The sequence below is a fragment of the Marinithermofilum abyssi genome (assembly GCF_014641195.1).
Taxonomy (GTDB): Bacteria; Bacillota; Bacilli; order Thermoactinomycetales; family DSM-45169; genus Marinithermofilum; species Marinithermofilum abyssi.
On sequence record NZ_BMHQ01000005.1, the window covers coordinates 110,904 to 133,892 of the forward strand.

The following is a 22,989-nucleotide window of genomic DNA, read 5'->3' on the forward strand; positions in this document are numbered from 1 at the left end:
TTCACTCACTTCACCAAATGCTACACTTAAGCGGTTTAGGTGGCTTCGGCCCTTGATACGAAGAAGGCGGGATCCAGTTTGTCCGGGCATCATTCGGAAACTCTCTAAAGTAGAAACGACCTTTGCTCACCGCCGTAAGGATGACATTCACAACAGGGCCAATGATCATGGACAGAAAGGATGCATAGTAGATCGGATATACATGAAACACACCCAGCGCACCAATCAAAACGGCAAGGGATAACGAGATCATCCCTGCGGGATTCCAGGAACGAAGGTATTCCTGACGGAATTCAACAAAATCGGTCGGGGCCAGTCGCATCACCTTACGACAGATATAGTAATCAGCCAGGATGATAAAAACCCATGTATTCGTTAGGATCCCCGTGATCGCGAGAAATGTACCCATGTATTGAAGCACGTTCGCTGCGTAGAAAACCACACCCAAAATCCAAATCAACAACATCCACCATTGGCGTCCCGGACGGAAACGGAATGCGATGTCCATTGTATTAGAGAGGGCAAGCGAGCCGGAGTAAAGGTTCATCACATTGATCCGGATCTGGGTCACAACGGCAAATACCATTCCGAGGAATCCCATGACGAACGGAAAGACAAATCCTGGGTCGGAAGCCATCGCGTAACTATTGTTGCCAGTCAAATGCGGAAGTAACGTGTAAGCCAACATCGCCCCCAGAATGATGACAGCCGTCATCGGTACCAGCATCCCGATCATGATGGTTGCCGTCCCTTTATAGGTCACATCCGGTTTGGCAAAAAGGAATCGGCCACCGATAACGTGCCGGAACACGACCGATCGCATAGTCCTCAACGGATTCGGCTTTTGTGATGTCCTGTGGTCCCTCAAACCATTCTTTCCACCTACTCATAGATAGCCTCCCTTCTTTTACGTCAATCTGCGGTGAATTTCGGCCAACTGCTCGTACATGGTCGTCGTCAAATCCCTCAAGACAGGAAAGTAGGGACGGATCTCCCTGATTTTATCCACCTGGATCTCACCGATGGTGACGCTCTCTCCTTCATACGGCGCCTTGCATATAACCGGGCTGCCGGGTACCTTGGTCTCCTTTTCCCCCGGACCGACAATGCACCCCCCGCCCCAGTACTCCGTCTCCCCTTCTTTGCCGACCAAATTGGCATAAACAAACCAAACCGTATTTTCCATCGCCCGTACCTGGACAATCGGTTCAAAAATCGATTTCTCAAACCGGGGCGAACCGGAGATCCCGACGAGGATATCCGCCCCCTTCAACGTTAAAGCACGGGCCAGTTCGGGAAAAAACATGTCATAACAGACCAAAATGCCGATGTTACCGATAGGTGTTCGAAATATCGGCAGATCCTCGCCCGCCTTGAAATATCTCCTGTCGGGAAAAGCACCCGGTCCCGACTCATCGGTTGCGTGTCCCGGAAGGGTATGCTTCCGCCACTTGCCGATGTAACCCTCCGGCCCGACGAATGCCGCCGAATTATAATTAATCCCTTCAATGCTTTTCTCCGGCATCCCCCAAATGATATAAACGTCATGTTCTGCCGCAACCGACGCAAAAAAGTCGGTGGCTGGACCCGGGATCGTTTCAGCAACTTCAAAAAAATGATCACCACAGTTATAACCTGTTAATGCAAGCTCCGGAAACACAACCAGTTTGGCTCCCTGTTCTACAGCGTTTAAAGTAAAGGCTTTCATTTTCTCCTGATTACTTTTTTTATCATTCGTCTTCGGTGTTATCTGGCAGATGGCAACCTTCATTCAAAACACCCCATACTGATTTTTCTGATAAATAATGCTAGGCTAATATGTTGATTATTAAGAATAATATAGTAAGCGTATTTACCTGTAAAGAGGCAATTTGTTCAATATATACCCATGAAAATAGCTATTTACAGATCATTTTGTTCAGTTAACCTTTTGCGATTCCCCTTATTGGTAGCGTTTGACCCACTCACAGATCTGGACGTCACTCCGGATGCCCAAGCGTTCACGGATGGAACGTAGTGACAGGCCTTCCACCATGTGCAGGCGTACCGTTTCCATTTTAACCTGCGGCGTGTATCGGTTGAACGTTTGCCCCTTTTTAGCCATAAGAAAATCCCCTCCGACAGAACGGTCTTAAGTCATCTTATCAAATGGCCTTTTTTCACTGTCTACCATGAGGGGATGATACCAGCTGATATGGGATGGTTTCTCAGGATGCTGATGGAGGGGTTCAACCCCCGACCCCTTCATAACGAGCGAAGTACTCCCCGTATATGATAAAAGAACAACAAAACTGTATTGACGAACAGTCGCTTTTCTATGGTCGTTTGTTTCCTGGATTTCCTTTCTTCCGTTTAGTATACGTTTTGATCCATTGTCCATGCGGGCGGAGACACAACTGTGGAGACCCCAGACCGGTACACCTTTGCTAGAGCCGATAATTGCTATTTCCCCCAGCCTAAACATAAAAGCGGTTGAGCCCAAGGACAAGACTCAACCGCTTTTATCGATTTCTATCAGATATCCCAACACCTAAACCTTTGTCAGTACCCATCTGCATGTTCGATGGTGACGATACCGCTCGTCCCCTGTTTCAGGCTCCCCTGCTTACGGAGATGAACCACCTTTTCCTCCGGCAGGTTCGTAAAGACGACCGGCGTAACGATGGAGGGGGCATGAACCCGCACATAGTCGAGATCGACCTTGGGCAGAGGCTGTCCCTGACAAATCGAATCTCCTTCCGAAACGAGAGCTTCAAACCCCCTCCCGTTCAGCTTGACCGTATCTAGCCCGATTTGAATGAGGATCTCACACCCATAGGCGGATTCTACTCCGATCGCATGCTTCGTCGGAAACAGATTGACCACTTTACCGTCCACCAGGGAAACGACAGCACCGGCCGCCGGTTCGATCCCGAATCCGTCCCCCATCATCTTGCCGGCAAAGACTTCGTCAGGCACTTCAGTAATTGGACTTCCATAGGCAGGATGAAGTCGTCGGACTTCAAGAGAGAATACTTTTCCGTGTCCGCAGATTTTCCACGAGGTTCCTAGTCGGCCGACTCAGAAGTCCCTTCCCCCCGCTCTATCTGCTGGCGTATCGCTTCGGCTACAAATTCGACGTCTGTGCCAACGACCACCTGCAGGTTAGTACCGCTAGTTTTAAAAGACCTTTCGCACCACTTCTTTTCAGGGCGGCTTCGTCCACTTTGGACATATCCTTCAGCTTTAGATGGAGACGGGTAGTGCAGTTGTCGAGGGAGTCGATGTTATCACCACCGCCCAACCCCCGCAGGTAGCCCGCTGCCATCCGGTCATACCGATTGCCGGACGCAGCTGCCGGCTCCCCTTCGTCTGCCGGCTCCACCTCCTCTTCATCTTCCCGTCCCGGCGTTTTCAGGTTCAGCTTTTTAATAAGGAAGTAGAAGAGCAGGAAATAGACGAGACCGTAAATCAGACCGATGCCGAACAGAAGCCACGGACGTTGGGCGATCCCCAAGTTGAGGAAGAAATCGATCGCTCCCGCCGAAAAGCCGAACCCGTGGTGGATACCCAACAAATAGGCGACGACAAAGGAGCTGGCCCCTTTTTCAAAAATGGCAGAAGTCTGCGCAGGGACAGATCAAACTGGTCACGCTGGACCCTGAACAGGAAGGCGGACTCGATTTGGTCCGCCATCTGACTCAAAACGGGGTCGTCGCCTCGATCGGCCATTCCGACGCCACTTACCATCAAGTGGATGAGGCCATCGAGGCCGGAGTCACCCATGTTACCCACCTGTACAACGGGATGAGGGGGCCCCACCATCGGGAGCCGGGCCTGGCTGGGGCAGTGTTGCTGCGGGATGAACTGTATGCCGAAATCATCGCCGACGGCATCCACTGTCGTCCGGAGATGGTACTTCTCGCCTACCGCATGAAAACAAGGGATCGGCTCCTCCTCATCACCGACGCCATCCGTGCCAAATGCCTCAGGCGGGGGGTTTACGATCTGGGCGGACAGGACGTCCATATGGACGGGACGACGGCCACTCTCCCTGACGGCACTTTAGCCGGCAGCATTCTGAAAATGGGAGACGCTATCAAAAATGTCATCGCCTTTACCGGCTGCTCCCTGGAGGACATCATTCACATGACCGCCGTCAACCCGGCTCGGCAATTAAAAGTGTTTGACCGCAAGGGCAGCATCTCTTTAGGAAAAGACGCCGACCTCGTCCTGCTGGATGAAAACCTGGACATTGCGGCCACCTTCTGCCGGGGTAAGCTGGCTTATCAGAGGTAATGGACATCCTTGCCTTCAACATTAGGAAATACAATGTTTGGAGGTCCTGAAACCGCTTAAGGAGGGCTTTCGAGGGAGGAATGTAACCGTGCAATTGATCAAAGCAGAAAACTATGAAGATATGAGCCGGATCGCAGCGGAGATCATCATCCGTAAAGTGCGCAGTGCCAACCGGGTCACCCTCGGCTTGGCTACGGGGGGTACCCCAAAAGGAACCTATGAACGGTTGGTTGCCGACCATCGGCAAAACGGAACCTAATACAGCCATGTCACGACGGTCAACCTGGATGAATACGTCGGTCTCGGCGGTGATCATCCGAACAGCTACCGCTTCTACATGAACCAACACCTGTTCCGCCACATTGACATCGACCCGGCCCGGACCCACGTGCCGAACGGACTGGCCGATGACCTGCAGAAAGAGTGCAAGCGGTACGATGCCCTGATCGGCGGTTTGGGGGGAGTAGACCTGCAAGTGCTGGGGATCGGCCGCAACGGTCACATCGGTTTTAACGAACCGGCCACCTCCTTCTCATCCAAAACTCATGTGGTGAAGTTGACTCCGTCCACACGCCAGGCCAACGCACGCTATTTTCGGGATTTTGACGAAGTTCCCACCAGCGCCATCACCATGGGGATCGCCACCATCCTGAGTAGCAGAGAGATCCTCCTCCTGGCATCGGGCGAAGATAAAGACTGGGCAATCGAAAGGCTGCTTTACGGCGAAATCGACGAATCCTTTCCCGCTTCCGCTCTTAAAAACCACCCGCATGTCACTTTCGTAGCCGACAAAAAAGCCCTTTCCCGCGTGCTGGTCCCTTCATGAAAGGAGAAAGAGATGATTGATAAAAGCTCACCTGTACCGATCTATTATCAACTGGAAGAACACATCAAAAGCCAGATTGAAAAAGGAGAGTTAAAACCGGGTGACTGCCTCCCCTCGGAACGGGAATACTCAGAGAAGTACGGGATCAGCCGGATGACGGTCCGTCAGGCGATCAATAACCTGGTAAGCGACGGCTATCTCATCCGTCAAAAAGGAAAGGGTACCTTTGTCTCTGAACGGAAATTCGAGCAGAAGCTCTCCGAGCTGACCAGCTTCACCGAAGACATGAAGGCAAGGGGATTGAAGCCCGACAGCAAACTGCTCCAATTCGAGATCATCCCTTCCGACGATGCCATCGCCACACAGCTCTCCATCAAAAGACACGACCCCGTATATCAAATCCGGCGAATCCGCCTGGCGGACGGTGTGCCAATGGCTCAAACATCCGGGCCGCTGCGGGACGAATCTCACGTTGCATTCAGGAAAACGGAATTATCCACGTATTCGGAAGCGGCCACTCCCATCTGCTGGCGCAGGAAGCCTTTTACCGGGCAGGAAGATTAGCAACGATCCGCCCCATCTTTGTTGAAGAATTGATGCTCCACAACGGAGCCCTTCGCTGCTCCCGAACTGGAACGGCGGGAAGATTACGCGGTAACCTTCATGGACCAACAGGATATCCGGCCGGAAGATACCGTGATCGTCGTCTCCACTTCGGGGCGAAACCCCGTCCCAATCGACGTCGCCCTAATGGCCCAGGAAAAGGGTGCCTTTGTGATCGGGATTACCTCCTTCGCCTATGCTAAAAGCCAACCGTCCAAGCACTGGAGCGGGAAAACTCTCCATCAGACAGTCGACCTGGCCATCGACAACCACGTTCCTCCAGTGGACACACTGTTGAACTTGCCCCTGAACGACAATCCCGTCTCCTTCGGCCCCGCTTCCACCGTCCTCGGGGCCGCCGTTTTAAACGGGATCTTCGCTGAAACCATTGGCATCCTTGCGAAAAAGGGATTAACGCCCCCTGTCTTTCAAAGCGGAAACCTGGAAGGCGCCTCAGAACATAACCAACGGCTGATCCAGCGTTATAAAGGGAGGATTCCCTTTTTTAATGAACGTTCATCCAAAGACATTACATGAGCGCAAGTGTGTAAGTATTTAGTTCCGTGGATATTCGGTACTCCAAAGACCGATACCTTTGTATTTGGTGGGGCGTACAGGTGCAGGTCCTGTCTTCCTCATAACCAAAGTAGCCCCAGGGACACCATGCCGAGAACAGCCTAGGTTTCACATTAGCTCAAATGGTGCCGAACAGCCCCATGAAATCAAACAACCAATCCAGTGCCCCTGCTTACCGGCATCAAAGGAGCACGTCTTGCCAGGGAGATGCTTATCAAGGAATTGGTCGACAGCCACGTTGCTCTCAGCAAACTGGAGAACTGTCAAACGAAGCCCAAACTGAGTACCCTGCGCCTTTTGTCTCAAGTCTTGGATGTTCTATGGCCTACCTAGGTTGTTTTGAATCCCTTCCTGAGTATTCCTTCGGCCAGCGACTGAAGAAGGCTCGCCTATATCAAGGTATGACCCATCATGAGATGGCCGACACTTTGGGCGTTCATGAGAAGAGCGCGAGCTCTGGCAAGGTGGGTTGATTAAAATCCGTTCCCAACGGAAGAAGAGTCTACTTCCTAACCCTGCATAATTATTTCTGTAACCGTTTCTTAGCCTTATCCAATACCTTTTTTCCTTCTTTTAGTATCATGTCTCGCTTTTTTTTATCCTTCATAATGTCTTTGGCCAATTCGCTCAATTTCTTTTTCCACACCGACAATTCCCCTCCTTTCCTATTTACTCCCATTGTAAAATACGATGGAGTGCAAGTCCAAAGCTAGTAGCAACTAGATTTGTAGAAACTTGTCCTGGCTTCATTTATAATTAACGGCTCAGTGTTACCCTCTACTCTGGTTTTTCCGGCGTGGCTGGAACAGTCGGGGGCTTTGCAGCGGGTATGATCGGCGGCATGGTAGCGGCTGAAGTGATGGATGAAGCGTTAGACGAAGTAGAGGAAGCATTTGAAGAAGAAGACGTGTAAATGATAGAAGAAAAGCGGCTCCGTTACAGAAACCGCTTTTCTTCGATGTTCGTTTCAGTTGATGCTATTTCTTGTGTTTCCTTGTCTCGTGTAATTAACAAACGGGTAATTCGCCGTTGGTCAACTTCTTTGACTATAAAGGTCCAACCATCATAAGTCACTTGATCATGAACTTCGGGTACTTTTTCCAATTGCGAAAACACCCAGCCGCCAATGGTATCATTATCCGGATCTTCAATGTTTAACTGGAAATAATCGTTGACTTCATCTATTAAGAGCCTCGGACTGATAATCGCTTCGTCACTGTCTATTCGTTGGATATGCGGCTGTTCATTATCAAACTCGTCCTGAATTTCCCCAAATACCTCCTCGACGATATCTTCAGTCGTAATCAACCCGGCAGTTCCCCCGTATTCATCCACCACAATCGCCATTTCCGATCGGTTTTTTTGCAGGTTACGCATAACGTCTTTAATTTCCATTGTTTCGGGAACGGAGATCACGGGGCGAGCCAATTTCTGCATCGAGGGTTTCTTCTCATCCAGCAAACAGTTGTATACATCCCGAATATGGACGACCCCGATAATATCGTCCTTATCCTCCCCGCACAGCGGGAAGCGTGTATGACGGGCGTTCTTAATAATTTCCCAGTTTTCTTCGAAGCTGTTGTCTATATAAAGGCTTACCATGTGGACACGAGGAACCATCACTTCCCGTGCCATGCGCTCGGAAAACTCGAATACATTATCAAACAAAGCGAGTTCAGTCTGGTCAATGATACCGCTTTTATGGCTTTGGGATATGAGCATGCGTATTTCTTCTTCTGTATGGGCTTGCTGATGGTCCGTTTCACTGATGCCGAACCATTTCAAGACGAGGTTGGCCGATCCATTCAGCAACACAATAAAAGGCTTAAAAACATGGTAAAACGCGTACAATGGAGCGGCAGTCCAAAGTGTAGTGCCTTCCGCCTGGCGAATCGCCAGGGATTTGGGAGCCATTTCCCCGAGTACGATGTGGAGGAAAGTAATAACCACAAAGGCAATAATGAAGGAGATGGTATGAACCATCACTTCGGGGATACCGAAGTAAGCGAATACAGGCTCCAACATATGAGCGATAGCCGGTTCTCCGACCCAACCCAATCCCAAGGAAGCCAAGGTAATGCCCAATTGGGTGGCTGACAGGTACGGGTCGAGGTCGGAAACGACTTTACGTGCTATCTTAGCTTTTTTGTCCCCCAGTTGAGCCAGGCGAGTGGCTCTGACTTTGACGATGGCAAACTCTGCCGCAACAAAGAAGCCGTTCAGCAAAACCAGGAAAATAACTAATAGTAGGTTCAGGATAATACTTAAGGCACTATCCAAATCATTATGACCTCCCAAGAGAAATATGTACATAACGTACACTACTATCATAATACACCAGAGAGTACATATTATGAACTAACAACTTAGAAACCGCATACTAAAAAAGCCCACAAATAAGGATATCCCCCAACTGCGGGATAGTAATGAGCAAGGCTTCTACCAAGCGACGAAGAGACGGAATGATGGAAACGGCACGTAGTACCCGTAAAACTCGTAACACGCGCATAGCTCAGCTCTTCTGAGAATCCCAAGGGTCGTTGACCATTTTAGCTGGTTCTCACAACCTCGATAGGAAAACGATCTTAAAACATATTGTAACATATGTTGTTTAAAACAAATCGATCATTCACTCATCCCTCACTACCCCCACCACTTCCGGTCCAAAGTCCGGTACTGGATCGCCTCTGCGACATGGGCGAGCTGGATCCGTTTCTCTCCTGCCAAATCGGCAATGGTGCGGGAGAGCTTCAAGATCCGGTCGTGGGCTCGGGCGGACAAGCCCAGGGTATCAAAGGATTGCTTCAGCAAATCCCGGGAATCTTTGTCCAGCTCACAATATTTCCGAATCATCAAAGAGGACATGGAAGCATTGTTCCAAATGTCCGTGCCGGCAAATCGTGCTTCCTGAATCCGGCGGGCCACGTTCACCCGCTCCCGGACCGATCGGGAGCTTTCATTGACCGAATGGGCAGATAAGGTTTTGTAATCCACACGGGGAACCTCCACATGGATATCGATCCGATCCAGTAAGGGGCCGGAGATACGAGACCGATACCTTTGTATTTGGTGGGGCGTACAGGTGCAGTCCCTATCTTCCTCATAACCAAAGTAGCCACAGGGACAACCATGCAGTGAACAATCTAGGTTTCACATTAGCTCAAGCGGTGCCGAACAGCCGCATGAAATCAAACAACCAACCCAGTACCCCTGCTGCTCGCATCCAAGAAGCACGTCTTTCCAAGGGTATGCTTATCAAGGATTTAGCCAACCTCATCGGGATCAGCCATGTTGCTCTCAGCAAACTGGAGAACTGTCAAACGAAGCCCAAGCTAAGTACCCTGCGCCTTTTGTCTCAAGCCTTGGATGTTTCCATTGCCTACCTAGGTTGTTTCGAGACCCTTCCTGAGTATTCCTTCGGCCAACGACTGAAGAAGGCCCGCCTATATTACGGTATGACCCATCATGAGATGGCCGAAACTTTGGGCGTTAATGAGAAAAGCGTGAGACTTTGGCAAGATGGGTTGGTAAAACCCTCTTCAGAGCATATGGAGAAATTGGAAGCATATCTTGCCATACTCAAAGTCGGCGACTAATGTTTGCCAGCTTCCTCAATGCCTTGGGGATACTGCAATGGTATCCTAATCGCCTCCCAAGTTGTCGGTACGGGTATGGTATCCGAGAGGTGTCCACGCAGCGAAAGGGAAGAAGGTCCCTATTTGAACCTCATATCTGTAACTATCTGTAATTTAACCTTATATATTCTGAAATCAGAAAAAGGATGTGATTTTACAATGGAAATAAATATTCTATCTTGCTATACTTAAATTAATCCAATCACAGGAGGTACAAATGGGGAAGAGGAGAAAACATATTAAAACTCGGAATAATGTCAAAGAAAAAGAACAACTCGCAAGTTTAATTGGTCAACATATTTGCATAAGTGGTTGGAACAATTAAGAAGCCTCACTCTTAAAGAACATTTATTTTGGATAACTCTTATTACTGCATTTATCTATAATGTTTGTTATCAATATAGCAAAGGTTATTTGGAATTTTTCGGTGCAGGGTTATATGCTGAACCGAATTTATATGATACTGTAACTGTCATTATTATGGTGGCTCTTACCTCATTATTACCAGTAATTCTTTTTGGTCTACTATTCGGTCGTTCAATAAATATGGAGTCTTATTTTTTTGGATGTTTATAACCTTTTTCGGTTTTTTAACCGCATACATGTTCGCAGATAGATTTGTTAAAAAAGAAATGTTTTTAGAACAAGCTACTGGATGGGTCTCAAATTATTTATTTTTTTACTTCTAGCACCTTACATGTGGCATCTATGGCGTAAAACAAAATTAATCGAGGGAGAAAAAATATAGCCCGCCGATTAACAATAATTGGTATATCCTTGTTTTTTCTATATTTCACAACAGTCATCCCTTTTCGCCTTCCATACGGTATTGGTACCCTTCAAGCTGCTGTTCAACAAGAATACTTTATGATTACGTCTGTAAAAGACAAAAAGGTCCGAGAAACACGAGTAGTCATTGCCGGGGATAAAGATAAACTCATTACTATCCCCATCTTTAAAGAGGGGGAACAATATTACTTTGATAAGAACCCCAGTATTAAGGTATATGAAACTATAGATGTCGAAGTTAAACTTATTAATACAGGTTATATTAAACCCCTTATCCACTCTTAAAAATATTTTACGGGGTTACCGAGTACGAAGTGCATTTCTTTTTTTGAAGTCGCAGGCCCCAGAAATCTTCATGGAATGTATCGGAACGGTGACGAAAACGCTTGTGACTGAAATAAAGCAAATAGACCCCTCGGATTTTCCGAGGGGTCTATTTGCCCTTTTATTTGCTCCCTTCTGACGTTCAACTACAATTGCTCTGCCATAACAAAGGTTGATATGATGCGCCAAAGATTCACGTATACGTTGTTTTGTTTCTTCTTCGGAAAGCAAATAAAACCGTTCCACTTTCATCTATGATCCCTCCTGTAAGTCAACCTTAATAAAAAAGACACTCGGCAATTAGCCGAATGTCTTAAACCGAACTAATATCTCACCCAAATCCCACTTATTATTTATTATTCCCACTCAAAGCGGAATCTTTCCGCTATTTTTCCGCTGTTTTTCCGTCCAATTTTAGAAAGCTGAAATGTAATAAGAACAAAATGGAGCATGTCAATGCTCCCTCAGCTGGTTCCGATCAGCATTATAGGTATGCGGTAAACCCGCAGCACGTGATGAATGCCTTCTACCGGGTTAAGCATCCTGTATAAAACCCCCTTTTACAAGAAACCATCCAGATGATAGGCTGGATGGTTCTCAATGGATGATGTAGGGTTGAAACCGACCCCTTCATCATGAGTGAAGTCTCTCTAAGATTAATAAACCATTTAACCATATAAAGAGCCTTCCTTATTTCGGACTCACTTAGGCAAAAATAAAGGTGGGTTTATTTCATAACCAAATCTAATATCCCCATTACGGAAGCGATCGACTGACTAAGCCCTGAACCCGCTAATACCAGTCCGTCTAACTCTTTTAATTTCCTATTCAGCCTTCTAAGCGTTCCCTCTTTTATATCGCCAGTCTCCAAGCGATCAATAACATCTTCAAGATCATCCAAGGCAGCTTGTTGTTCTGCCTTATGCAGTTCATTAGTTTTCTTTAGCTCAAGTAGCAGTTGATTAAGCTTAGCTTTTAATTTTTCCATTTCCTCTAGGTTAGCACTACTCTGGTTATATTGATTTCCACTACCTAGGTTGTTTTGACCCCCACTAATATTTATATTCCCCGAGTATTGGACTCGATTATCATTCATTTGTTTTTCCTCCTTATACATGGTCGCACTGACCTCTTTACTAGTTAGAAAGATTTGCCCCTCATTCTTTTGGATATTAACGATATGCTGAATGATTGTTCGATCATTTCTTTCCGTAAGATCAAACTTTCTCTTAAGTCGTTTCTCTACTTTCTCTAACAATCCGCTTTCCCTTGAGAAGATGTGAATTTCGTTTTCCTTTTTATAGACAAAACTTCTGAGAATATTAGACGGCTTCCCAGGTACGGTACCGAAAGTATTCATATTTCCGAAAATAAGGAAACTGTCTTTGGCACGGGAAACAGCCACGTTTAGCAAGTTTAGATTATTATCATAAAAAGGATTAGCACCTCCTTCCACTGGAGAGAACAAAATAATATCCCTTTCTGCCCCTTGAAGAGCATGGACAGTACCAACAGTAATATTCCTAAATCCCAGTTCCTTTAGGAACTGTCGAATCAATGCTGCCTGATAGCGGAAAGGAGTAACAATACCCAATGATTCGCCGATTTTCTTTTCTGAGGTATGTTCAATCTGTTTAGCGTTTTCCTTGACCCAACGAGCAATTGCTTCTGCCTCTAAGATGTTAAACTTACCGCTCCGGCTTGCCTTTTCAACTGTACCCTCAATATGAGCATAACCAAGAGCAGGGAGAAAATTGTATTTGCACGCACTATCTCTCGACGGTTCTAATTCTCCATCGTAGGCCAATACGTTGCAATAATTAATGATTTCTCGTAAACATCGGTAGTGTTCCGCCAGGAACATCCCTCCAAAATTTTCAACTACCTGATACTTACTCCTGCGTTGTGCAATCTTCATAACGCTTCCTGTAGTAACTGTCATACCCTTATCCTCCATTTCGACGACCGTTTCCTCATCATTGACAACATTACACCCGAATAGATTCCCTCGATCTACCGCTCTAGTAATATTAGAAACTGGTTCAATTTGCATCACGTCACCAATCACAAGAGCATTTTTTGCAAGCGCAAAGCTGGGTGCCGCCAACTCTGGTGAAACTTGTCCCGCTTCATCGATAATTAGGAGGTCGATAAATTCTGTCAGATAATCTGGATCAGTTCCTTTTCCGCGTTCTTTAGGTTTGTAACCACAGAACCACTTAGGAATCTTGTAAACGGTGGACACCATGCATGGAGTTAACTTCGCGTAACGATGCCATTGTTTTTTTAGATTAGATGGCGACTTGCTTTTGTGAAGGGGCTTTTTCATCTCCAAAAGCCATCGTCCCTCCCAGTAATGGGTGGCCAGCTGAAAAGCTAGGAAACGTAGGCTGGTATCGAGTTCAGAAAGAATCTTGTCCGCTCGAATTTGGTATTGATCGTTCCATTGATGAAGTCGCCTTTCTGTCTCATGGATCTCCTTACTTAAGTCCTTCAGTTCACGATGCTTTTCTACTGCTATACATTCTTCCTTAGTGTGTTTTTGAAGGCTCCGGTCGATAGCGGCAGTAACCTCATCCGCAGAATAGGAGGTGACCTGAATCCACTCACTATGTTGGAGGGCAAAGGATTCGTTTCTTCGTAAGATCCTGTTGTTCATTCCGGGAAGGAAAATAAGCCATTTCCACCAGAGAGGTTCCCGATTTTGATACTCATTCCACTTCGTCTTCAGATCTGAAAAAACGCTTTTTAATTCCCTTGCTTTAACAGCCTGTTCCTTCCACTTTGTCACTTTGCTTTGAAGATCCTCGATGGAATTATTAAATTCTTGTTTCAACAAATCCTGGTGGTCTTGGTGTTTGAAAGATATGAGAAGTCCTTCATGAATCGCACTACAAACTTCATTAAGCTCCTTATTCAGGAGTTTGACCGCTTCTTCGACACTATTCACCGTGTGTCCCTGATACGCAGAAAACTCCTTTAAAAAATGAGCCTCTAGTTCGGGAAGACGACCAGCAGCTTCGAGGCCTTCCATAAAGTTCTCGCCTTTTTCACTGACAATCTGGTATTGTTCTCTCTCTTGGCGATTCAACTTCATCAGCTGGGTATTGGATGGAAAGTAAAGAGCATAACTTTGTAAACCAGGAATCCACCTTCCCTTAAGACGTTCAGTTTTTTTTGCCCAAACTGTACCCTTCTTAGATACTTTTTCTCCAATCTTCCCAAAGCTTTCAATCACATTAGTGATCGCTTTGTTGTTAGTCGAAGTTACAACCATAACAGGCGGATGATTTGACTCTTTTGCCGCTGCTTCTACCCATAACGAAGCGATAACATTTTGAATTAAACTCGTTTTGCCGGTTCCGGGTGGACCGTTTACCGCCAACATTTCACCTTGATTTAATGAAAAAAAGTGATGGAGTGCTTTCCTTTGCCCAGATGAAAGGGGATATTTGTCATTCATTTGTCCCACATGGCGATCCGAATGCGTAAATGATGATTTTAGCAAATCATCTTTTTTCTCTGCCTCAAGCGATAGATAGTTTTTTAATAGGGTCGGCATATTTTCCGAAGACAATAAACTCTCATAGAGTTCTATCAATTCCCTATGAGGACCACTTCCCTGTTTGGGAACCACCCAGACCTCCTCACTTTGGCGATAATTCTCCACCATAAACCTTTGATATTGCTGACCAGTAACATGTTTGAAAAGCTTCTCCGCATAATGAATGGCTAGCTTCCAATTCCCTTCTACTGTATACGGATGTTGTTCCAGAAACTTTTCGTAATCCTCTAAACTCCCCAATACTAGGTGATTACCGGTTGTCGGTTCCAGATGTTCACGAATAATATACGGTGGTCGACGAAGGTTAGGCAATAACCTTCTTTCGTCTAATCGAGCGGGAAGAAAAAGAGGGGCTAAGATATTCTCTTTGGAATTACGCAGGAAGACCGGACAGATATGGAGTTCTTTTTCTCCCTCCAGGTCCTTCATCTTCTCTTCAAGGAGTAACAAGGTATCTTCGGATAGTTCCCCCCTCAAAAATTCCTGTACTGGGATATGTATTCCATCATCTTTATTTGGCATCTGACTTCCCTGTTGGTCCTGAAAGCTACGCAAAAAATATCTTAGGCGATTTTTCTCCTTGTCCATAGTCCCTCTCCCTTATTTCTTTTAGTGTTTGCTCTTAATCCACTTTCAATAGTTTTAGTTTTAGCTCCTTAATAAATTCTGATCGTGGAGATGGTTTCCCCTGCATTGTATCTGGTAATGTTACATAGACGTTTTTCCTTGCTCTAGTCACTGCTACATACATTAAGCGGCGCTCTTCTTCAATTGTAGTCGGAGGTTCTGCTTTTTCTCTACACACCTGTAAATTAACATCTTTCTTCGCTACAGCTTGTTTATGGGGAATCCCTCCATCGTAAGCCCCAATAACAAACACGTTGTCAAAAGCCAGTCCTTTGCTTTTGTGAATAGTAAGAAGATATAAAGCATTAATCTCTCCCTTATTGTATTGCTTCATCCGTTGTGCCATCGTCTTTTTCTTCTCGACCAGCTGTAGATAATATTGATATAACTCAGGCCAAGTATTACGTGCCTCACAATCAGATTGAATCCAGCTGATTTCCTCTGGGACTAATTCCTTCTTAACTTTTGGGAATTGAACGTACCATTTAGCTAAATTGCTCATGGCCACTTTTTTACCCTGTGATGCTCGTCGTAAAAGCTTAATGTACTTTTCTAAAGGTTCAATGGCATTAAAACGCTTTTTATTCTCCTTTACAAATTGAACAAAAGCTTCACACCACTCATCCTCCTTTAGTGATTCCATCTCACTTTGAAAAGCTCTTAATTTATCTCCTGATAGGAAGTAATCGTAGCTAGCTTGTTTAAAGATCTTCTGCCAGGAAAATGAAGGATCTTCCTTTTTCTCTAATAAGCTAATCCAGGCTTCAAAGGTAAATTTAAAACCCTTTAAGTTGAAGCTACCTAACATGTCTTCTGCTTCAATGACATAGGGAATATCTCTTTGGTTCAAGGCTTGTAGGAGGCTTTGTAGCTGACCACTAGAGCGGTATATGACAACACTAACAGTATAGTTAGGGCTTTCCCTGGTTTCCCCCTGAACAAATGGGGTTTTAGCTCCTAGCTTCTCACACTGATCTAATATCCAATGTGCTTCCTTGATGCTATCTGGCAAGACAACCGTTAATGCATCACCTTTATTTTTATGGAAGGGCTCCATGGATTTTTGTACCCGATCATGAGCATTTTGGGCAATAATACGATTACCAGCGTTAACGATCTTCCGGATGGACCGATAATTAATCATTAGTTCTACAGTATGAGTAGGATATGTTTGATCAAACTCCTTAATATATGTAGGATCAGAACCTCGGAAAGCGTAAATGCTCTGATCGTCATCACCTACGATAATCAACTTAGCTGCTCCGTTTAACTCTGGTGGCGTAATAAGTTTCACAATCTCCATCTGTAGTGGATTGGTATCTTGAAACTCATCTATAAAAAGGTATTGAAACTTGCCTTGGATAAACTCTCTTGCTTCAGGATACTTTCTTAACGCTTTATGTAAATTAACTAGATAATCATCGTAGATGGTGATGTTATTTTCTTGCCGGATACGATGCATCTCTGTCATCATGGCGTAGAACCGATCACTAATGGGTTCTGTAGGATGGGATTCTAACGAATCAAAGTGCGTGGCGATGGCTTCCCGCATCTTTTCCGGCGAATAACCCATATTTGTCCAGAAGGAAATCCGTTCAAAAATATCTTTATCTCCATAGTCATTGAATTGATGGAGCTTATATTTGGATATCAGTTCTCGAAGCAGTTTTCGATATTGACTTTCCCCCTCATCCGGATTGCCCCCCTGAATGCCGATGTTCCGAACGGCAGGGAAACGGTTTTTTAATTCGTTAAACAACCGAATGAATGTACTGTGAAAAGTTCCTATGGAGATTTGGCACTTGTCCGTACCGAGGAATTGGTGCACTCGTTGCTCCATTTCTTCAGCCGCTTTGCGGGTAAAGGTGATCATACCGATACGGTTTTCATCTACCCGCTCTATCGTGGCTAGATAAACTGCTTTAGCACAAATTGTTTCTGTCTTCCCACTTCCTGCTCCAGCGATGATTCGTAGATGCCTGTCCATTCTATAACGAATGGCTTCTATTTGATTGGCGTTAAAAGGATTTCCTTTAATAAGTTCCAAACGTTCAAAAAAACTTGCGTCCCTATCATACTCGCTTATAGAGCTACTGAGATCCTTTTTAGGCTCGAGCTTGCCAAACCGATCTTCATAGACCTTGATTTTTTCTATTTGCTTTTCGTAAGTACGTAAAGTAGATCGAAGCTGCTTTAGGAGCACCTCTTTTTCATTACTGTCAGAATGAACAAGCTGTTGTAGTTGCTCTAATACCTCTTCCTTTTCCCTTACTAATTCCCTCTGTGTTTTTTGAGCTTCTTGAAGTTGTTGTTTTAGTGTTTCAATCTCTTTTTTTGCTTTATCCATCCCTGTAAGACGATCTAATAACCTCATTATAACCCTCCAAAAGTCAATGGGCTTTTTATTTATCATAACAAGTAAGTAAACGGATTTATATATATATTTCTAAATTTCAATTGAATTTTAACTAAGTCCCTCTAGACAGGAGACTTCATTCGAGAGCCATTGCGATGGGGCACTTTTCCGTCTGTACCTTAAAGCTATGGACCGATATTCGTTACACCATCTGAAAATTGTGGTTCCGGTGCTAGATTTGATAATGTGGTAGGAGAGCTACCTAGACGGTACTCAAATTTAAAGTCGTAGTATATGATCAGAATGGATCAGATGGGGACTGCTCAGACTTCTCCACCAACAAGAAGCGCTGCCGACTCCGGAGATCCATATGTTTTGGATACGGATAGCCATGATTGGTCCTGTGAGTAAGTACCTTACTAACAAAAAAGAAACCGGGAAGTTTTTTCTTCCCGGTTTCTTTTTGCAAACAACTTAATGATTCTCGAAATCCTCTAAATCCTTCCATTGTCGATCATGTAGATCAAAACCTTCACCTGTATCATGAAAATGTACACAGCATTTAATCGGAAACTTTTTGCCCCCCGCCTCTTCAAAACAGTCGGCAAGCCACTCGTACATTCGTTCTTCTGCATATTTGCTAAACTCTATTTCTGTATCGATATCCTGTTTATATACATACCTTGGAATGTACTCAAAGAAATCAAACCCGAAATCAACTATAGCAGATCCAATAAACTCACCTTTTGCGTTATACTGAATTTCTTCATCTAAATACTTAAACTGACTAATTTGAATACCAAAAATACCACTATCTCCTTGCACCTCAAAAAGGAGAATTCTCGTGTCCGGATGAAGAGGATATTCGAACAAATTCTTCAGTTTTTTGACTACCTCTTCTTTATTTTCTACCAACACTCTTTCAATATTGGCCTTTACTGTTTCTGGTACCAATAAAAACTCCTCCTACACATTAATTTCGCCTTTCATTTCCTCCGCCCCAGATTTCCCTTCCTCCTACATGCTTTACATAGCCATGAACTCGAGACTTAACTAATAACATTTTTCCTCGGTCTTGATGGTGATGCCAAGTATACCCAACTGGGTCTTCCCCTGATTGAATCCATTTATAGTTTGCTTTACGGAACTTATCTAAAATTTGTTCATCGGATATTATCCGATTATACAGCTCCTCACTGCCGAGTCCTTTTTCAAGTAGATCTCGTTCCTCTGGCTTAATGTATCTTTGTAAATCAGGATTTTCTTTCAAGAACCTCCCTAGTTTTCTATATCCAGGGTAATTTTTATCACCAACCCCTTTTTGGATAACCTCTAAGAAACCTTCATCTATTTTTCTTATAAGATCCTCGTCTTTTGTCATTTGCAAATATACATCTTTGTTTAGGACTACAAACTGCTCTTTGTCTTTTGCAAACCAAAGCTCCTTATCCAATTTTAGATCAATGGCTTTCCACTGCTCAAATTTCGGAAAACCGTTATCATCAAACGGAACACGTATGGTTTCTCCATTTACTTCTGCTCGGTAAAATTGACCAGCATACTTTCCGTTATACAGTGTTCTTTCTTTTCCTTTCCAATTTATATATCTCCAGCGAATCTCACCGTTAACTTCTTTTGTAAATGTCTGTCCCGCTCTTTCGTCAATAACTACCTTTGGGTATTGCTTCGTAGCCCCGCCCTTGATAAAGGAGACAAATTTACCGCTCGGCCCATCTGCGCTAACGACAGCGTGCTGACCAATTTCTTGAATACCTTTTGGTAGTAAAGAAACCAGCTTCTTGCCGTGGTCGGTAAAGTTCCCAAAGCCAAAACTGAGAAGGCCTGCTAAAGCTCCTACAAACAAAACCTGCTTCCAGTTGACCTCACCTTTACGTAGCCATTGGAAGGAAGCCTCATCGCTAGCTCCACCGGTGGATCCAGCTGTAAACCTTGGGAACCATCGGCCTAACCAGGAGGAAGAAGATGCAAAAATTCCCAAGACACGAGCTGTAGTGGCAAATACTCCTAAACTGATTAGGCCCGCTATACCGCCGTAAATGGCATCCGTTGCAATGTCTACAGGAGGGGCACCATCCAAGGCGCCTGTGAGACCGCCGAAGGCCATGCCGATGGCCATTGACCATCCGATCACAGGAAGGAGGAAAATCAAAACGATGGACAACAGCAACATGAAAATGGCCATTATCAATGAGAACAAATCCAAAAGAGATAACCCTTTAGTGCAAGGATCTTCCGAAGCTATTGCCTGTTGGTCGCTTGAAGGACTGGAGACTTCCGCAACCACATTGGCCGCGGTATGTACTAAATATCCTTGCTGATGGTATATATCTTGGTACATCAACCCTTTTGGTTGAGGGAAAGGTTTGGGTTCTGGGAACTCCTTAGGTTCTGGAAACTCTTTGGGATCAGGTAACTCTTTGGGATCAGGTAAAGGTTTTGGTTTAGGCAATTCTTTGGGTTCCGGAAAATCTTTCTGTTCAGTTTGCTCCCCACCAATACAATCATCCAAGATAAAAGAAATTGTCGCTAGCGGATTTTGCATCATAGCAATGGGTAAATCCGAGGTCGGGGGATTTAACTCTGGCGGATTTAACTCCGGCGGGTTTAATTCCGGTGGGTTTAATTCTGGTGGATTTAGCTCCGGTGGATTTAGCTCCGGTGGATTTAACTCGGGTGGCTTCAGTTCCGGTGGGTGCAACTCTGGTGGGTTAATCTCAGGCGCATCAGGGCAATCTACAGCCGCTTGCATCGGAGCACAACCACATAATACAAAAAAAAAGAGCAGAACAAAAAACCGTTTAAAATTCAACAAAAATACCTCCTTTCTGATAACGAATTTAGTATAACTGATTAAATAATGTTAGATTAATAGTCTTATAGGATTAAAATGAAACAGCCAAGTAGGGTCTTACCTACTTGGCTTCGTCTTCGGAACTACAACCCCAAGCTATCTCATGTAAGCTATTTATCATATACGGCATCCCGTATATAGAAGTACAACACAAAACACTAAACAAATTGAAGTAATCCAGATCGTATAAGGGCCTCAAAACTAGACTGAAAACGCATATCCATGATATCCTATGGATAGAAATAGTAACGGCGGCAGGGAGGAACCCCTACCGCCGGGTAGCTGCCGCAGACGAGCGGCCACAGTTCACAGGGAAGTAACCCGCAGACCTTTGCCACAGGGGCGGGTTACTTCTTTTTGAATGCCCGATACGTTACATAGACAGCCAATGCTTGAACAATTACACTAGCTACCTTGACAATCAGGCTAAGAAGCTCCATAAGCCTCACCCCCTCTCATGGAGGGTCGGTGTGGCCACCCGCCCTTGGCTACTACCATGGTCTATTTTACCATACCAATTCTTGGACGGGGACCCACCACAAAAAGCTCCCTCAGATTTGAGGGAGCTTTTCTATTCCCATGAGCCAAACAACTCATCGCCACTCGCTTGTACCTCTTGAGAAGAGTCCGGTTGCGTTGTTTGCTGGGGCGGTGCCGCATTGGTTGTTTGTGGTTGAGTAGACACCACAGCAGGCGCTTGGTGTACTCTTTCCAAAGCATTTTTCTCAGCAGTTTCAATCAACTGTAAATAAAATCGTATGGCATTTTTGGTTAATGCGGAGTTTCCCCGTTTCTTTAATCCTTGGATAATATCCGCATCCTCTTCCCGATCCAGCTTCACGTTCAGATTAAAAGGTGTTTCCGTTGATCCCGCTCCTTTTTTCCTCGGCACTTTTATATCACCTCACGCGGCAAAGTATTTGCCGAATACGTACAATCCCCGTGCAGTAGCCAATTGGGCACCTTTCATCGGCATGGCGTTAGAGGTTGTCAGATTGTGTTTGATATACGCCTTCAGTGCTTCCACGCCTCCACCTGTGAAGATCACCATATCAAAGTCTTGAAGGCGGTGTTTCTGCCCTAAACTGGTCATCATTCGACCCGCATAGTCGTTTAAGACTTCATTTTGAATCTGTCGGACATCATAGGTTTCTCCAGAGTATTTGAAAAAGCCTTCGTTCTGACGCAATTGGGTTTCCAGATCGAACAACCCAATATTCGACGTAGCGATGGGACGGGAAGGATAAGCAGACTGTAGTTGCAAATAAATGTCTTGGAAGGCGTCCTTCATACTAAAAGAGGTTTCTCCCCAATCCTGTAAGTCATTCTCCTCAATGATGGCATAGTCACTAGATCCCCAACCAATATCAAAGCTCAACACACGTTGGCTTACCAATTCCTTCGCATGGGGTCGAATCATCCCGTTTTTGTCCCTTAACAGATATATGTAGGCTCCCAGCGGTTGCAAAATCACATCCATCTTGACAATTTCAAAGGTGATATCATGACCGTTCACTGTAACGGTATGAGTTCCGATGAAACGTTGCTTCAGATATTCTTTTAATTCCTGTGTATAATGCGACCCTGGCAGACCCGTCACCGCATGAACCTGGTCACCGTCTTGCACTCCGTGAGAAATCGCAATCAACGATTCCACCATATATTGATCGGTCTCATATCGATCTTTCCCTTTAGAAGAGGAAGACTCATACGAGGTTCGGGATTTGCCAACCACATAGGAACGCCCATCAATTTGATAAACCGTCTTTGTATCTCGTTTTAATAGCGTTTTGGGGCCGTTCTCACGCGGCGGCTTCGACAAGGTATTGAGATAGGTCCATTCCCCTAGATCCGACACCACTTTGACGTAACTGTTGGCTGCTTCAAAGGCCACAGTACGAAGCATGTTATTCCTCTCCCCTTTTATGAAAATGTAAAATACCTTTTTTAATTCTTATTTCCCGTTTAATCTTTTTTTGTACCCTTTAATATAAAGAGGAATAACGCTCAAACTCTTTTGATTTACCCCTTTTTACCTTTTAAGACCTTTAATTAGGTTACTTTCGTTTTTTGTTTGTTTATCAGCTCTTCTTTGTTACCCAAAAAGCAAGCATAAAGGGTAATTACTAACTTAAAATTTGTTATTTTCATTCAGGGCTTAATACTCATCCCAATAAACTTCCTCAAAATTCACTTTCCAAACTACCTCATCACTGGTTTTGCACTTTGGGCAACTTGGTTTACTACGAGCTACCAAGCAAAAATGGTAAAAAAGGATATTTAACCCGTCTCGTCTCTTTTTGGTTTTTTTAAAGAACAAGAGCCACCTTCGCCAAAAAAGGGAGTGGCTCTTTGTTGTCTGTTAGAAAGTCGTTTTTCCCACAAGGTTCTCCAATTGGTCGTTTACGTTTCACGTCTGCGGGCTTCCAACCACTAGAACTGATAGCGCAGTAGCCGATTTAGCCTCCTCAGACTGCGGTTAAGATTTAGCATAAGGGATAGCACACGGTACTTCCATGGTAGTTTGGCGATTCCTGG

The 22,989-nt window shown here is 45.0% G+C and carries 14 protein-coding genes and 8 pseudogenes; 5 read left to right on the forward strand and 17 right to left on the reverse strand.

Annotation, left to right across the window (positions count from 1 at the left end; all coding sequences use genetic code 11):
* Window positions 1-10: 10 nt before the first annotated feature.
* The 5 genes and pseudogenes from IEW70_RS08185 to IEW70_RS08205 all read right to left on the reverse strand — a co-directional run.
* Window positions 11-823 carry a purine-cytosine permease family protein gene (locus IEW70_RS08185; RefSeq protein ID WP_188647440.1) on the reverse strand — a complete coding sequence of 271 codons (813 nt, stop codon included), beginning with the start codon at window positions 821-823 and terminating at the stop codon, window positions 11-13.
* An 84-nt stretch (window positions 824-907) separates the two neighbouring features.
* Complete coding sequence (locus tag IEW70_RS08190; RefSeq protein ID WP_188647441.1) at window positions 908-1,771, reverse strand: carbon-nitrogen hydrolase family protein; 864 nt, start codon at window positions 1,769-1,771, stop codon at window positions 908-910.
* Between the two features lie 171 nt (window positions 1,772-1,942).
* Window positions 1,943-2,104: a hypothetical protein gene (locus tag IEW70_RS08195; protein ID WP_188647442.1), complete on the reverse strand. Its 162-nt coding sequence runs from the start codon at window positions 2,102-2,104 to the stop codon at window positions 1,943-1,945.
* Between the two features lie 437 nt (window positions 2,105-2,541).
* Window positions 2,542-2,970 (reverse strand): annotated as a pseudogene (locus tag IEW70_RS08200) (PTS sugar transporter subunit IIA); the annotation flags it as partial.
* A 77-nt stretch (window positions 2,971-3,047) separates the two neighbouring features.
* Window positions 3,048-3,574: pseudogene (locus IEW70_RS08205) on the reverse strand (glucose PTS transporter subunit EIIB); the annotation flags it as partial.
* Window positions 3,575-3,582: 8 nt separating this feature from the next.
* Between IEW70_RS08205 and nagA the strand changes: the two are divergent.
* From nagA to IEW70_RS08225, 4 pseudogenes are all read left to right on the forward strand, one after another.
* A pseudogene (nagA, locus tag IEW70_RS08210) lies at window positions 3,583-4,278 on the forward strand (N-acetylglucosamine-6-phosphate deacetylase); the annotation flags it as partial.
* A gap of 88 nt (window positions 4,279-4,366) precedes the next feature.
* Window positions 4,367-5,104 (forward strand): annotated as a pseudogene (gene nagB, locus IEW70_RS08215) (glucosamine-6-phosphate deaminase).
* A 12-nt stretch (window positions 5,105-5,116) separates the two neighbouring features.
* A pseudogene (locus IEW70_RS08220) lies at window positions 5,117-5,542 on the forward strand (GntR family transcriptional regulator); the annotation flags it as partial.
* A gap of 56 nt (window positions 5,543-5,598) precedes the next feature.
* Window positions 5,599-6,244: pseudogene (locus IEW70_RS08225) on the forward strand (sugar isomerase domain-containing protein).
* Between the two features lie 562 nt (window positions 6,245-6,806).
* Here IEW70_RS08225 and IEW70_RS18110 read toward each other — a convergent pair.
* The 5 genes and pseudogenes from IEW70_RS18110 to IEW70_RS17855 all read right to left on the reverse strand — a co-directional run.
* Window positions 6,807-6,929, reverse strand: coding sequence for a hypothetical protein (locus IEW70_RS18110; protein ID WP_268234839.1), 123 nt, complete (start codon window positions 6,927-6,929; stop codon window positions 6,807-6,809).
* Window positions 6,930-7,219: 290 nt separating this feature from the next.
* Window positions 7,220-8,563, reverse strand: a complete 1,344-nt coding sequence (locus IEW70_RS08230) for a hemolysin family protein (RefSeq protein ID WP_188647443.1) — start codon at window positions 8,561-8,563, stop codon at window positions 7,220-7,222.
* A 115-nt stretch (window positions 8,564-8,678) separates the two neighbouring features.
* Window positions 8,679-8,792: pseudogene (locus IEW70_RS08235) on the reverse strand (ion transporter); the annotation flags it as partial.
* Window positions 8,793-8,926: 134 nt separating this feature from the next.
* Window positions 8,927-9,277: a magnesium chelatase subunit ChlI family protein gene (locus tag IEW70_RS08240; RefSeq protein ID WP_229751893.1), complete on the reverse strand. Its 351-nt coding sequence runs from the start codon at window positions 9,275-9,277 to the stop codon at window positions 8,927-8,929.
* A gap of 45 nt (window positions 9,278-9,322) precedes the next feature.
* Window positions 9,323-9,418: pseudogene (locus IEW70_RS17855) on the reverse strand (ATP-binding protein); the annotation flags it as partial.
* Here IEW70_RS17855 and IEW70_RS08245 point away from each other — a divergent pair.
* The gene (locus IEW70_RS08245; RefSeq protein ID WP_188647445.1) at window positions 9,418-9,879 is read left to right on the forward strand and encodes a helix-turn-helix domain-containing protein; all 462 of its coding nucleotides are present in this window, start codon (window positions 9,418-9,420) and stop codon (window positions 9,877-9,879) included. The pseudogene IEW70_RS17855 and the gene IEW70_RS08245 overlap by 1 nt on opposite strands.
* Window positions 9,880-11,007: 1,128 nt before the next feature.
* Here the strand turns inward: IEW70_RS08245 and IEW70_RS08250 are convergent.
* The 7 genes from IEW70_RS08250 to IEW70_RS08280 form a co-directional block, all read right to left on the reverse strand.
* On the reverse strand, window positions 11,008-11,283 hold the full coding sequence (locus IEW70_RS08250) for a hypothetical protein (RefSeq protein WP_188647446.1): 276 nt from the start codon (window positions 11,281-11,283) through the stop codon (window positions 11,008-11,010).
* A 475-nt stretch (window positions 11,284-11,758) separates the two neighbouring features.
* Window positions 11,759-15,184 carry an AAA domain-containing protein gene (locus IEW70_RS08255; protein WP_188647447.1) on the reverse strand — a complete coding sequence of 1,142 codons (3,426 nt, stop codon included), beginning with the start codon at window positions 15,182-15,184 and terminating at the stop codon, window positions 11,759-11,761.
* A 34-nt stretch (window positions 15,185-15,218) separates the two neighbouring features.
* The gene (locus IEW70_RS08260) at window positions 15,219-17,597 is read right to left on the reverse strand and encodes a UvrD-helicase domain-containing protein (protein WP_188647448.1); all 2,379 of its coding nucleotides are present in this window, start codon (window positions 17,595-17,597) and stop codon (window positions 15,219-15,221) included.
* Between the two features lie 456 nt (window positions 17,598-18,053).
* Window positions 18,054-18,533, reverse strand: a complete 480-nt coding sequence (locus IEW70_RS08265; RefSeq protein WP_188647449.1) for a hypothetical protein — start codon at window positions 18,531-18,533, stop codon at window positions 18,054-18,056.
* A gap of 19 nt (window positions 18,534-18,552) precedes the next feature.
* Window positions 18,553-20,409 (reverse strand): HNH endonuclease, encoded by a 1,857-nt coding sequence (locus tag IEW70_RS08270; protein ID WP_188647450.1) that lies wholly within the window; start codon window positions 20,407-20,409, stop codon window positions 18,553-18,555.
* Between the two features lie 613 nt (window positions 20,410-21,022).
* Window positions 21,023-21,343 carry a hypothetical protein gene (locus IEW70_RS08275; protein ID WP_188647451.1) on the reverse strand — a complete coding sequence of 107 codons (321 nt, stop codon included), beginning with the start codon at window positions 21,341-21,343 and terminating at the stop codon, window positions 21,023-21,025.
* A 12-nt stretch (window positions 21,344-21,355) separates the two neighbouring features.
* Entirely contained in the window at window positions 21,356-22,357 is a 1,002-nt protein-coding gene (locus tag IEW70_RS08280; RefSeq protein WP_188647452.1) for a ParM/StbA family protein, read from the reverse strand.
* Window positions 22,358-22,989 lie beyond the last annotated feature (632 nt).

What these genes read in the sequence shown, in the direction of transcription:
- IEW70_RS08260 (WP_188647448.1), bottom strand. Translation starts at nt 17,597, where the DNA reads ATGAGGTTATTAGATCGTCTTACAGGGATGGATAAAGCAAAAAAAGAG.
- IEW70_RS08255 (WP_188647447.1), bottom strand. Translation starts at nt 15,184, where the DNA reads ATGGACAAGGAGAAAAATCGCCTAAGATATTTTTTGCGTAGCTTTCAG.
- IEW70_RS08185 (WP_188647440.1), bottom strand. Translation starts at nt 823, where the DNA reads ATGCGATCGGTCGTGTTCCGGCACGTTATCGGTGGCCGATTCCTTTTT.
- IEW70_RS08190 (WP_188647441.1), bottom strand. Translation starts at nt 1,771, where the DNA reads ATGAAGGTTGCCATCTGCCAGATAACACCGAAGACGAATGATAAAAAA.
- IEW70_RS08195 (WP_188647442.1), bottom strand. Translation starts at nt 2,104, where the DNA reads ATGGCTAAAAAGGGGCAAACGTTCAACCGATACACGCCGCAGGTTAAA.
- IEW70_RS08250 (WP_188647446.1), bottom strand. Translation starts at nt 11,283, where the DNA reads ATGAAAGTGGAACGGTTTTATTTGCTTTCCGAAGAAGAAACAAAACAA.
- IEW70_RS08280 (WP_188647452.1), bottom strand. Translation starts at nt 22,357, where the DNA reads ATGCTTCGTACTGTGGCCTTTGAAGCAGCCAACAGTTACGTCAAAGTG.